General features: G+C 46.1%; 11 protein-coding genes and 1 pseudogene. 6 read left to right on the forward strand and 6 right to left on the reverse strand.

Annotation, left to right across the window (positions count from 1 at the left end; genetic code table 11):
• From AB3R30_RS17755 to AB3R30_RS17770, 4 genes and pseudogenes are all read left to right on the forward strand, one after another.
• A pseudogene (locus AB3R30_RS17755) lies at positions 1-634 on the forward strand (hypothetical protein); the annotation flags it as partial.
• Positions 635-1,088: 454 nt separating this feature from the next.
• Positions 1,089-1,190, forward strand: a complete 102-nt coding sequence (locus AB3R30_RS17760; protein WP_458650545.1) for a phycobilisome rod-core linker polypeptide — start codon at positions 1,089-1,091, stop codon at positions 1,188-1,190.
• Between the two features lie 78 nt (positions 1,191-1,268).
• Positions 1,269-1,781 (forward strand): flavodoxin FldA, encoded by a 513-nt coding sequence (gene fldA, locus AB3R30_RS17765; protein ID WP_458650546.1) that lies wholly within the window; start codon positions 1,269-1,271, stop codon positions 1,779-1,781.
• Between the two features lie 117 nt (positions 1,782-1,898).
• Positions 1,899-2,177, forward strand: a complete 279-nt coding sequence (locus AB3R30_RS17770; RefSeq protein ID WP_458650547.1) for a hypothetical protein — start codon at positions 1,899-1,901, stop codon at positions 2,175-2,177.
• A 36-nt stretch (positions 2,178-2,213) separates the two neighbouring features.
• On the opposite strand, the gene AB3R30_RS17775 is transcribed toward AB3R30_RS17770, so the two are convergent.
• The 4 genes from AB3R30_RS17775 to AB3R30_RS17790 all read right to left on the reverse strand — a co-directional run bounded on the left by AB3R30_RS17775 (position 2,214) and on the right by AB3R30_RS17790 (position 6,527).
• Positions 2,214-2,929, reverse strand: a protein-coding gene (locus AB3R30_RS17775) for an IS1 family transposase (protein WP_458650548.1) whose coding sequence is annotated in 2 segments (ribosomal slippage) — positions 2,214-2,605 and positions 2,605-2,929 — 717 coding nt in all. Because the reading frame shifts where the segments join, the coding sequence is not laid out codon by codon here.
• 251 nt (positions 2,930-3,180) lie between these two features.
• Positions 3,181-4,326, reverse strand: coding sequence for a 7,8-didemethyl-8-hydroxy-5-deazariboflavin synthase subunit CofH (gene cofH / locus AB3R30_RS17780; RefSeq protein ID WP_458650549.1), 1,146 nt, complete (start codon positions 4,324-4,326; stop codon positions 3,181-3,183).
• Positions 4,327-4,368: 42 nt separating this feature from the next.
• On the reverse strand, positions 4,369-5,130 hold the full coding sequence (locus AB3R30_RS17785; protein WP_458650593.1) for a circadian clock KaiB family protein: 762 nt from the start codon (positions 5,128-5,130) through the stop codon (positions 4,369-4,371).
• A 26-nt stretch (positions 5,131-5,156) separates the two neighbouring features.
• Positions 5,157-6,527, reverse strand: coding sequence for a type IV pilus twitching motility protein PilT (locus AB3R30_RS17790; protein ID WP_458650550.1), 1,371 nt, complete (start codon positions 6,525-6,527; stop codon positions 5,157-5,159).
• Positions 6,528-6,993: 466 nt separating this feature from the next.
• On the opposite strand from AB3R30_RS17790, the gene AB3R30_RS17795 reads away from it, so the two are divergent.
• Entirely contained in the window at positions 6,994-7,212 is a 219-nt protein-coding gene (locus tag AB3R30_RS17795) for a hypothetical protein (protein WP_458650551.1), read from the forward strand.
• A gap of 105 nt (positions 7,213-7,317) precedes the next feature.
• Here the strand turns inward: AB3R30_RS17795 and ctpC are convergent, their stop codons facing one another.
• Positions 7,318-8,703: a carboxyl-terminal processing protease CtpC gene (ctpC, locus tag AB3R30_RS17800; protein WP_458650552.1), complete on the reverse strand. Its 1,386-nt coding sequence runs from the start codon at positions 8,701-8,703 to the stop codon at positions 7,318-7,320.
• 78 nt (positions 8,704-8,781) lie between these two features.
• Positions 8,782-10,005 (reverse strand): (E)-4-hydroxy-3-methylbut-2-enyl-diphosphate synthase, encoded by a 1,224-nt coding sequence (gene ispG, locus AB3R30_RS17805; protein ID WP_458650553.1) that lies wholly within the window; start codon positions 10,003-10,005, stop codon positions 8,782-8,784.
• A gap of 479 nt (positions 10,006-10,484) precedes the next feature.
• Here ispG and AB3R30_RS17810 point away from each other — a divergent pair, with 479 nt between their 5' ends.
• Positions 10,485-12,815 (forward strand): SpoIIE family protein phosphatase, encoded by a 2,331-nt coding sequence (locus AB3R30_RS17810; RefSeq protein ID WP_458650554.1) that lies wholly within the window; start codon positions 10,485-10,487, stop codon positions 12,813-12,815.
• Positions 12,816-12,920 lie beyond the last annotated feature (105 nt).

Here is a 12,920-nt window from a genome sequence, read left to right on the forward strand (position 1 = left end):
CAATTTACGACTCAAGATGCCCGCATCAAACTCAAGCGTCTCTATCCATCAATTCTTTCTTGACAGACTACTAGTTGCAAAAGCAATGTACTGGGGTGGGCTGTATGATGCCGCTAGTCAAACCGTTCGTTTAGTCACCCATCCGACCCTCAATCCAGCCGTTATTTATGGCTATCAGACTCACTTTGCTAGCGTTGATAATCTTGAGGATTTAGTCGGCGGACACATTTACGTTGGCATTCTATTGATCGGTGGCGGCATCTGGCATATTCTAGTTCCTCCACTCAAGTGGGCAAGAAATGTGCTGATTTTTTCAGGTGAAGCAATTTTGTCTTACTCGTTGGGAGGTATCGCCCTTGCTGGGTTTGTAGCAGCTTACTTCTGTGCTGTGAACACCCTGGCATATCCAGTGGAGTTCTACGGACCGACATTAGATATCAAGTTGGGCATCGCACCTTACTTTGCCGATACGGTTAATTTACCGCTGGGCGCTCATACTCCCCGTGCTTGGTTAGCCAACACTCATTTCTTCCTCGCATTCTTCTTTTTGCAAGGTCATCTCTGGCACGCTCTGCGGGCAATGGGATTTAACTTTAAGCGAGTAGAAAAAGCCTTGAGTGCAGTTGAGGGTTAGGTTCCTCAGTTTGGTTACCAATAGAGACCTAAAACTTTACGTCTCTATTGGTAATAGATATTTTGGTAATAGATATTCACATCACTCATCCAGTTAAAAAATTCGGCGTTGCTGAATAGAAGTATGATTTTGACTGTAGGGGTAGGTTTTGTGCCTACCCTGAGGTCGATGAAGGGCAACTACAAGGGGTTGCCCCTACGAATTTCATATCTTGTTTAGCAACGCCAAAAGTTCTATTCAAGCTGTCAACAACGCTGCCACAAGGGAGGATTTAAGATGGCGCTTCCACTATTAACCTAATCTTCTGTCTAGTTAGAACCAACGGGTAGAAGGCTATGAAATCTTTGGAAATGTGCAACCGATAATTTACACGATGGATAATTTGCCAGTTAGAACAGAGGTCGATGAAATTATCTGGGCAGCTTATCGACAAAATTTTAATGAACAGTAAATTTTGCACCATCATCGTCAGGTTGCACTAGAGTCGCAACTGCGATCGCACCAGATTACCGTGCGTGATTTCATCCGTGGATTAGCCCTCATTACCCAGACTTAAAGCGCCGAGATGATTGTCGAATCTCTCTGAGAGCAGAGAACACACTGAAAGACCATTAGCAATCTCAGAGGAAAGAAAATGTCAAAGATTGGTTTGTTTTATGGAACTCAAACAGGCTCTACGGAAGAAATTGCAGAATCGATTCAAAAAGAGTTTGGTGGAGATAGGGTCGTAACGCTACACAATGTGATGAGCGCCGAGCCTAGTGATTTTGAAGACTATCAATACATCATTGTAGGCTGCCCAACTTGGGATATTGGTGAGTTGCAATCCGATTGGGAAGGACTCTACGAAGACTTGGATAAGGTTAATTTCACTGGCAAAAAGGTGGCTTATTTTGGACCAGGTGATCAATTTGGCTATGCCGATAATTTCCTGGATGCCATTGGCATTTTAGAGGAGAAGATTTCAGGATTAGGCGGTAAAACAGTGGGGCATTGGTCTACCGAGGGCTATGATTTTACGGAGTCAAAAGCGGTTAAGAACGGTAAGTTTATCGGATTGGCACTGGATGAAACCAATCAGTCTGAATTGACTGTAGAACGAGTACAAACCTGGGTTGCTCAGCTTAAATCAGAGTTTAGTTTGTAGTGTTCTTCGCCTACCGTCTACAGAAGTTGTGAGAAATACTGCTTCCAAACGAGTGTTTCTCTAACTTCTTTTCTTCATCACTCTCTACCAAAAACAATGGGAAACCCCTGTCTGGTTATGACGCTCACTGTAGGAGCGGCTCTCTGTCCGATCGCCCTGCTTTCACTATTGCTGGGATTCTTATGGGCAATTGGCGCTGCCTTTCGAGATGGGATTACACAACTCAAACGGTTACATTCAATTCCCTGCGATCGCTGTGTTTACTACACAGGTTGTCAGTTGCTTAAATGCACAGTTCACCCCACCAAAGCCCTCACCGAGGATGCTGTTGAGTGCCTCGATTTTGAACCCGTTTTGTATAGCGTCCCTGCCTGTCAACAACGCTGCAAACATTGATGTAGAAAAGACGGCGTTACTGAATGAGAATATGATTTACTGAGGGACAGGCACATCACCAAATTTGAGGTAGTGAAGTAGCAACCGAATTGAATGTTTAAGGATTTCTACGGACTTGGAATAACACAACGTTTTGCGATGCAACCGAGCCAGATAGGGTCGAAAGCGGGTGTTTTCTCCCTCAACCCGAGTCATGTACGTCTTGCTGACAATTTGGTCGCCCTCTGGAATAAATCCTGGATAAACAGACCACCCTAATGCCTTCGGCAACGCTACGCGAACGGTGACATAGAAGTAACACTTCCAAGTCGCAACGATCGCCCACAACGGACGAAAGGTGTCAGCACTATGATCACCCAAAGCCCATCCTAAAATCCCCTTTTTGAAGTGGTCAACGGCAGTCCACAGCCAAATTTTGTTTTTTTTGACCCCACAAACGTTTCTAACTCGTCTAGCCCACAAACGTCAGGAGGAACCTCTGGATCGTAAGCATCGGGTAACAGTTCACCGATTTGTTTGACCCAAGTAATGATGGTCGTATGGTGCACTCCTTTAACCCGCTCAATGCCTCGAAAACCCATGCCGTTAACATCCATCGTGAGGCACTCCCGCTTAAACTCCTCTGAATAACTGGAAGCAGGATCATAAGTTGCGATAAATTGCCGCCGACAGGTCTTACAGATGTAATTTTGTTTCCCTCTTTGCTTACCGTTTTTACTGACCTCACTTGAACCGCATTCGGGACACTGCACTGCTTTTACCCTGATTTCATATTTCTATTATGCAACGCCGAATTTTCCCTCCATTTACGCAGAGATGCACAAGACCTACCCCTACAGTCTAAAAATCTTGCATTCAGCAACGCCTTTCTGATGCACCTGAATCAAGCCTTGTAAAAAGTGGTGCAAGCTTTGCTTTACAAAGCTTATGTTTCATTATTGAAAGTTGATCTCACAGGGAAGTAAGTGAGCTAGCATTGGGGCTGATTGATACCTTGTGAGACCTAGGAGATTGCTGAGTGAATCGATTGATAAAGCGTGTCTCGTTGCTGATGAGGTCTGTTAAGAGAGGCGATCGCGCCCTGTAACTCCACTACTTCTAAACAAGTGCCACCTTGAGCGCCTGCCATCGTCGTAATGTGTTCTTCCATCAGAGTGCCGCCCAAGTCATTGCAGCCCCACTCTAAAGCTTCCACGGCTCCCGCCAAGCCCAACTTGACCCAACTTGGCTGATGATTGACAATCCACCGTCCAAAAAAGAGCCGAGCCACGGCAGTGAGATGAAGCGTGTCCGATAAAACGGGCTGATCGCGTCCAACCCGCCGACGTAAGGGTTTTGGGGCGGATTGCCCAACGAAGGGCAGCAGGATGAATTCTGTGATGTGGGCGGGATAATGGTTTTGGATGGCGGTCTGTTGCAGCGATCGCACTTGCTCGAAATGGCGAATCTGCTGAATTGGGGTTTCAATATGACCAGACAACATTGTGCTGGTGGTGGGCATTCCCAATTGGTGCGCCGTGCCAACAATCTCCAGCCAAGTCGCACTATCCGTCTTTTCCGGGCAAAGAATCCGCCGCACATCATCATCTAGCACTTCCGCCGCTGTTCCCGGCATGGAACCGACTCCAGAATCCTGCAACGCACCAATTACTTGAGCGTAACTCAGATCATCCTCACGGGCGATAAATTGAACTTCTTGGGGAGAAAAAGCATGAATATGGAGGGTCGGAAACTGGGCTTTAATAGCCGAGATCATCTGAGTATAATAAGCCAGCGAAGTGCCGTTTACCTTGGCTTTCAGGTTTAAGCCGCCCTGCATACAGATCTCAGTTGCGCCCCGTTGTACGCCGTCCGCTGTTTTTGCCAAAAGTTGTTCTTGATCGAGCCAGAAAGCGCCCTCTTCTCCTTCATCTCGCCGAAACGCGCAAAAGCTACAGTGTTGTTCGCAGATATTGGTGAAGTTGAGGTTGCGGTTGACGACATAAGTGACTGTTTCCCCGACCAGCGTTTGGCGAAGCTGATTTGCCGCATCTCGAATTTGCAGCAATTCGGCAGGCGATCGCGCATTCAGCAATGCCAACCCCTCTGCAACCGACAAATCTTGTCCTAAAATGGCGCGCTCTAGAATAGACTCGATTGTTTCAGTCATCACAAGGGTTTCAGCAGCAATATCTATCTAGCCTAACGCAGCTTACTCTTCGGGGAAATGAAGCATCCCTAAAAGCTGATCGGCATGATCCAAATTTCCTACAATCCGGCGCATGGGATGGGGCCACGCTCTGACGAGGGTTGGAGTGGCGGTCACATGGTCGATTTCTGCCTGTTCTGGATGTTGAGTGACATCAATAATTTTCAGAGTATAGGGTTGATTCAGCGATCGTTCTAGCAACGCATGAATTTTATGCAGCGTTCGTTCTGTTGCCATGCTGTGCCCCGATACAAACAGCCTTAACACATAGCCTTGGGGATTGGGCGATTTCTGCGGCGGGGTTGCTTCTAGCCTAAACAGAGGAATCGCAGGACTGTAGGGGGCTGTGCGCTCATATTGCACCACTAGATCGTGAGATTCCCAAAGTTGCGGGAAGCGATCGCGGTAGGTCATCAGCACGATTGGATCGCAGATTTCGGGTCGTAGCGGCGCAATCTGCCAGGTGAGGTCTTGAAAGCCAAACACCGCATTGAGCAACGATTGATAGCGGAAAACCAAGGGTGAAACTTCTGCGATCTGCTGCAATGCTTGCGTATGGGGATCAAAAAACTGATCCACTGTTGCCCCATAGCAAGGCACTAAAAAATGAGGCGGTTCAGACAAACCCAAAAGATTTTGCAGCATTCCACAAAGATGCACATGCCAACGCACCTGCTTTTGTGGATCAATACAGTAAATCAGATCTCCGCCGGGAGTAAACAAGGCAATGCCTTTGAATACCGCCGGCGATCGCTCTGAATTCATCGCCAAGGGCTTATTCAAATTGCGAACTATACCCGCCCCCGCAGCATTTGAGCCATTTCATTCGGTTTCTGCGACATTTCCAGGGCTGTTTCCTCCGTAATCCGTCCCGCTTCATATAGCTTGTAGAGGGATTGGTTCATATTACACATGCCATCAAAGGTACAGCGCGGAATCAATTGCTCCACTTCATCAAGGTCACCCCGACGAATGTAGTCTTTAATCGCATCGGTGTTAATCAAAATGTCATGGAAGGCGGCGCGTTTGCCATCGGTGGTGCGGCATAGCCCTTGGGCAATCACCGCAACCATGGATTCGGCGATCGAGACTCGAATTGGCTCCTGTTGATCGGGTTCATAAAGCTGAAGAATCCGCTCAATGCTTTTGACGGCGCTGTTGGTGTGCAGGGTGCCCATAACCAAGTGCCCTGTTTGAGCAGCTTTGAGGGCAGTATTGACGGTTTCGCGATCGCGCATTTCCCCCACTAGGATTACGTCCGGGTCTTCCCGCAGCGCCGCTTTCAAAGCATTATCAAATTGGTGCGTATGAATGCCCACTTCTCGATGTTTGATCAAGGCTTTTTTGCTGCGGTGAACAAACTCGATCGGATCTTCGATTGTAATAATGTGTTTAGGCATCTCCTTGTTCATATAGTCCACCATTGCCGCCATAGTGGTGGACTTACCGCAACCCGTCGGTCCAGTAATTAAGATCAAGCCTTTGTGATAATGGCAAATATCCTTGAACACAGGCGGCAAATTTAGTTGCTCGACCGTCAGGATTTTCATGGGGATCAGCCGCATCACCATGGCAGGACCATGCAAAGAACCGAAAATGTTAAGCCGAACGCGGGCAAAATCATATTGAGTCGCCCCGTCAAACTCTAGCTTTTCTTCAAACCGCTGAATTTCTGCATCGGTGAGAATCTCTTGCAGCCAGCTATAGAACGTAGAAGAATCGGTTTCGGGCCACTCTGTTTGATCCATCTCTCCCCGATTACGGTAGCGCGGCACCTCACCCACGCCGACATGAACGTCGGAATATCCTTTATCAAAAGCAGTACGCACTAATGCGGAAAGGGTTGGCGACCCATCTGTAGGAGTACGGCGATGAGGCGCAGGTGCAGAGGAAGGGGGAGATGAGATCGAACGATGTCCCGCCGCAGGAGGTGCTTGGGGAGGAGAAGACGAAATGACTGTAGCTGCTCCGCTAAGAGGAACTTGAGGAGCTTGCGTTGAAACGACAGTTGCAGCCCCCGCCGCAGGAGAAACCATGGTTGGGGGATTCATTTGCTGTGTACCAACAACCGTAGCGCCATTATTCATTGCTCTTGGCGGCGGTGGAGCAGGAGGAACCCGTGGTGGTGGTGGAGTACTAGGTTGACGCTGGGGTTCAGTCATAAAGTTACTCTCTCAACGGCTTTGGTAGTTCAAGCCTAAGCGGCTCGTTGTAAAATTGGTGCAGTATTTTTGTTGAATTGTGGCTTGTAGCATTGCTGTTTGCAATGTAACAGCCTTCACTATTTTATTCAGAACTTTTTAGATATTTTACGCAGAACCATAGAGGATTTAAGCTTGTTTGTTTTTATAGAAGTAGTGAGAGAGTTGGAGTTCGTTCTGTATTCCACTGTTTACTAAAATACATCGCTTAAAATGACTGTTCAACTATAAAATTGCCCATTCTTCAGCGATCGCTCCCATTAATGACCAATCATGCTGCCCGATCATTAAAAAATAAGCTTTCGTAGCAAGCAGTTCTGGCTCAAAAAATCTGGCTCAGGAAAAAACCATAGCAAAAGCTTACAGCGGTAGCCGACAATAGGAAAGACGAGAATACTTTTGGCAACTTAATTAAGGAGAGCGGGCGATGAGTGAGGCTGATCAGTGGTTTGTTGTGAAGCAAGAGAATGGGCAATGCGCGATCGCTCCTGTCCTTAGCACTGGCAATCTTGAAGAACATTCAGCCGAGTCAGAATCCTCGACTGAATCCGAAGCAGCAGAACAATGGGGACCATTTACTTCTCAGTCAGAAGCGATCTCGCGGCGAGTTGGGTTGATTCGAGCCGGCAAATGCAAACCAGCCTAGTAGGAAACGCAAAATTAATTTGAGGTTGGTAGGGGTTTAGCATTGGGGCAGCGATCGCCGCAATTCATCTAAGAATCCCCTTCTCCAGGCTAAACCCTTACACCTTTAACGCTTCGTTTCTGCCCGTGGAGCTTGGTTCCGAAATGCCTGAATCCTTTCTCCTAGAACTTCTACCGCTTTAGCAAACTGGGGATCTTCCAGCGTTCCAACCTTATCGCGGTTTGCAACTAGCGCTTTTCCTTGAGCTTCAGTTAATTTAACTTCCACATCTGGAGTAATGCCGTTTTTGTTAATATCCCGTTCATTGGGAGTGTAGTACTTAGCGATCGTCACCGCTAATCCACTATCTTTACCTACCTGCCGTACCGATTGCACTAACCCTTTGCCAAAGGTTTTGGTGCCGATCAATGCTGCCCGACGATTATCTTGCAGTGCGCCAGACAGAATTTCACTGGCACTGGCTGAACCGCCATCCACTAAAACCACTAATGGCTTGTTGGTCAGCGATCGCCCATTTGCTTGCTCTCTATCTTGTTCCCCAGTGCGGCTTTTTGTCGATACGATCGTGCCCTTTGATAACCACATCCGAGCAATATCAACGCTGGTATAGAGCAGCCCACCCGGATTACCTCGCAGGTCTAAAATATATCCTGCAACTTGCTGGTCTTCTAGCTTCTTGATCGCTTTTTGCATATCCGTTGGCGCATTTGCGCTAAATTGCACCAAGCGAATGTAACCAATTTTGCCTTGGGGGGATTGCACCTCACTTGACTTCACCGCATGGATTTCAATCCGAGCGCGTTTGATTGCATAATCGATTTGATTCGTGCCACGCAAAATGGTTAGCTTCACTGGGGTGCCTACAGGACCTCGAATCAGCGTCACCGCTTTATTGACATCCATCCCTTCAGTACTTTTGCCATCAATTTTGAGGATAATATCTTTTGACAAAATGCCAGCGGTAAACGCAGGAGAATCTTCAATTGGCGCAATCACCGTCAGCTTCTTTGTTTTCTCGTCTGCTGCGAGTTGAATGCCTACCCCGGTTAACTCACCAGAGGTATCAATTTTCATATTTCTAAATTCTTGAGGGTCCATGAAGCGGGTGTAGGGATCTCCTATTTTTTTGACCATCTCGCGGATGGCTTTATAGGCTTCATCGTTGCTCTTATAGGGACGTTTCAGGTATTCATTGCGTACCTTTTTCCAGTCCACTTGGTTAAAAGTGCCATCGACATAGGTGCGATCGATAATTTGCCAGACTTCATCAACCAATTCCTTGGGGCTTTGATTAAAGAAAGATTGCAAAGACAGCATGGACATTGGCTGAAGCGAAGTGTCCTTATCTGCATCGGCAACTTGCTGCTTAGAGTCATCGCTTTGCAACAACGCCTGTCCTTTGAAGAAGTGCAATCCGGTGCCTGCAATAGCGGCGGTAGAAACGGTTAATGCGGCGGCACCAAGGACAAGCCCACGTTTTGTAATTGCCATGTTGATAAGCCTAGAAATGACTACGAAAATTACGCCCAATCTAGCACAGGCAAGTCGCCTTCATCATCGCTCAAATGTCTATGGATCAACCCAGCGCCCATCCGTTTTAATAAGATTTATCAACTCTTCAACGCCGTTCGCTTCTGGGACGCGCTTAATTTCTTCTCGCCCTCGATACAGCGAAATATAGCCAGCCTGCTTACCCACATAACCATAATCTGCGTCTGCCATTTCTCCAGGACCATTAACGATACAGCCCATCACGGCAATATCTAACCCGGTCAAATGGTTGGTTGCATCGCGCACTTTATGCAGCACTTCTTCAAGATTGAACAGCGTTCGTCCGCAGGAAGGGCAGGCAACATATTCCACCATGGTTTTTCGTAACCCTAGTGCCTGCAAAATGCTGTAGCACACAGGGATTTCTTTCTCTGGGGCTTCGGTTAAGGAGACTCGAATGGTGTCGCCTAGACCTTCAGCTAGCAGGGTTGCGATGCCTGCCGTAGACTTAATCCGTCCATATTCACCGTCGCCCGCTTCAGTCACACCCAAATGCAGGGGATATTCCATTCCTAGGGCATCCATTCGCTCAGCCATGAGGCGATAGGCTGCCAGCATGACCGGCACACGAGAGGCTTTCATGGAAATGACGAGGTTATGAAAATTTAAGGATTCGCAGATGTGAATAAATTCTAAGGCAGACTCCACCATGCCTTCTGGAGTGTCGCCATAGGTGAACAGCATCCGTTCTGCTAGGGAGCCATGGTTTACTCCAATTCGCATGGCTTTGCCTTGGTTTCGCAGGGAAACGACCAGCGGTTCTAGGGTTTCACGAATTTTGTCCCCGATGTCGCCAAACTCGGAGTCTGTATATTCGGTGCGATCGCTTTTAGGTTTTTCAAAGACATAAAGTCCTGGATTAATCCGAACTTTATCGACATGTTTAGCCACTTCTAGGGCGATTTTCATGCCGTTGTGGTGGACATCAGCAACGAGGGGCACCGGGCGATAAGTAGCAATGAGCTTGTGTTTGATCTCTGCAAGGGCGATCGCGTGCGCCATGCTGGGAACCGTTACCCGCACAATTTCACAGCCAATTTCATGTAAACGGCGAATGCCAGCCACCGACCCGGCAATATCCAAAGTATCTTCATTAATCATGGATTGAACCACGACCGGATTACTACCGCCAATGGTGACATCTCCTACCGCTACAGGGCGTGTTTTGCGGCGGTGAATGGTGCCATCGGTAGAGTAGCGGGAGGCAACAGGAGAAGTAAGAGGAGTAGATAGCGTTTGCATAAGGCTGTTATTGGCTCTCTATGGCTAGAGAAAGGCTAGAGAAAAGGACTAGGATCAAGGGCACTGAGGTCTCCACTTTTCAGATTGCCATAGATGGGTCATTTTGCGGCAATAAAGCGGTAATAAAAATGATGGGTTAAATTTCAGTCCCATTCAATTTAAGTTAATTTAAGCGATCGCGGTGTCTTCTCGCTTACCAGGGTCTTCTCGCTTAACTACCCCCATCTACACAAAACTGAGGGTTAGTTATTTTTTGGGCGAGCCTTTGGCATTATTTTTAGCTATTTCTCTTCATGCCAAATATTTCCGTATTCTCCAGTTTGTGGTTATGTCAGGCGTATCTTTACATAAGAGATATCCCATTAGTTCTTCAATGAAAGAACTCTATCGAAACCATAGATTGAAGGCTATCAAAAAATGGTTTACGAAGTGCTTCTTAAAGCGCTGGAGCATTTTTTCTAAGGAGCGGTGATTGAATTATGAAACTTGTTAAGCCGGGTCGAAATCTGATGAATCATCTGAACTATCCTCAGAAATTCGCGCTGATCAGTAGCTTGTTTGCGTTACCGATTATTTTATTAACCTATCTACTATTTTCTGAGTTTCAGAGCAAAGTTGATTTTACTCAAAAGGAATTATATGGAACTCAATATCTTCGACCGCTACGCCGCCTACTAGAAAATACTTTGAAAGCCAATATCGAGAACGATCGCACTAAAGATACAAACAAAATATCCAATCAAATTATTGAATCCAAATCCAAAATAGCCTTAGATGTTAACAAGCTAAAGCAGCTTGACCAAAAGTTTGGAAATAATTTAGGCACGACCAGTCTTCTTAAAAATATTCAATATGCAAGTGACCAACTTGATAATCAGGTCAATTTAAATTCACAATCTGCCAGCACAAATTATCATCAACTACTTTATCAGCTTGAAGATTTATGGCTTCAAGTGGGCGATCAATCTAATCTGATTCTTGATCCTGATCTAGACACCTACTATTTAATGGATGCGGTGCTTTTAAGTCTGCCAGAGATTCAAAGAAATTTGGCAGAGATTCAAATGATTAGCGAAAAAGAATCTGCCCAAAAAGTTATTAGTCCTTTAGCTCAAGCCCAGTTGATTACTTTAAAGGACAAACTAAAACAACTCAATACCCATTTGAGCGGAAAAATGACGATCGCTCTTAACAATAACCCATCGGGAAACCTGCGTCCTATATTATTGAGGCAATTGCAGCAACTTAACCGGACGGTTGAGCATCTGACTAAACAAATGAATACCCTAAGCCGCGATCGTGGATCGTTACAAGCCAAAACTTACTCTGATCTTTCAGCAAAAAGCTTGCAGCAAAGCTTTATTTTATGGGATAAAACCGTCCAGGAATTAGATTTTCTCCTAGAAAAGCGAATCGATGGTTTTGCCCATAAACAATATTGGACTACAGTATTTATTTTGATTGTTTTAGCGATCGCGGCTTATTTATTTATCTGCTTTTATCATGGCATGATGCAGGTTGTTCAGAGCTTAAAAACTGCCTCTCAACGAATGGTGGATGGAAATTTCAAAGATGCAGTTACGTTATTAAGTCAAGATGAACTGGCAGATGTTGTGAAATCGTTTAATACAGTGGCAGATGTGTTACGAGAAGCTGAAGCGAAATATCGCGGCATCTTTGAAAATTCGGTTGAGGGAATTTTTCAAACCACACCTAATGGCACTTATTTAATTGCAAACCCAATGTTGGCAAAAATTTATGGATACAACACCGCCGAAGACTTAATTAATAATATGACTAATATTGGTGAGCAGCTTTATGTCGATCGCGATCGCCGCACCGAGTTTGCCCAACTAATTGAACATCACGGTAAAGTATCGGGATTTGAATCACAGATTTATTGCAAAGACGGCAGCATCATTTGGATTTCCGAATCGGCACGAGCGATTTATGACGATCAAAAAGATATTACAGGCTACGAAGGCACTGTAGAAGACATCACTCGCCGCAAACATGCAGAAGCTGAAGTAATGCAGTTGACCCAGCAGTTGCAAGATGAAAACTTGCGAATGGGCGCTGAACTGAATGTGACTCGTCGCCTGCAAAAAATGTTGATGCCAGCCGAAGCAGAATTAGAAGCAATCATCGGTCTAGACATTGCTGGATTTATGGAACCTGCGGCAGAAGTGGGCGGCGATTATTATGATGTGATTCAACATGATGGCAAAGTGAGCATTAGCATTGGCGATGTGACTGGGCACGGGTTAGAAAGCGGCATGGTGATGATCATGGCGCAGATGGCGGTGCGAACTTTGCTCGTGAATGGAGAAATGAATTCGGCAAAATTTCTCAATTCTGTCAATCGGGCACTCTATGAAAACACGAAACGGATGCGATCGCTCAAAAATATGTCGCTTGCCCTGTTGGAATATAAAGCCGGGGATTTATACCTAACCGGGCAACACGAGGAGTTAATTGTGGTGCGGCGAGACGGGCAACTTGAGCATATTGATACGCTCGATTTAGGATTTCCCTTAGCGCTAGAAGCAGACATTAGCTCGTTTATTGCCGAGGTCAAAGTTCATCTCTACTCCGGTGATATTGCAGTGCTGTATACCGATGGCATCTCTGAAGCCATGAACACTCAAAACAGTCAGTATGGTTTGGAGAAAATGTATGAAGTCCTCAAGCAATATCGCGATCGCTCGGCTCAAGAGATTCGGCAAGCCGTGATCGCCGATTTGATGCAGCATATCGGCAAACAGAAAGTATTCGACGATATTACGTTGCTTATCATGAAGCAAAAATAAATTGCCGTAGAATATAAATATCAGCAGTATCGAGCAAAGACAAAGGTTTTGCCTAAAATTACAGCCAGGTTATGGGTGCTAGTTTTTAGAAAACTAAAGAAAATT

Origin of the sequence: Sivoneniella epilithica UHCC 1019 (assembly GCF_040830845.1) — a bacterium.
Classification (GTDB): Bacteria; Cyanobacteriota; Cyanobacteriia; order Leptolyngbyales; family Leptolyngbyaceae; genus ULC077BIN1.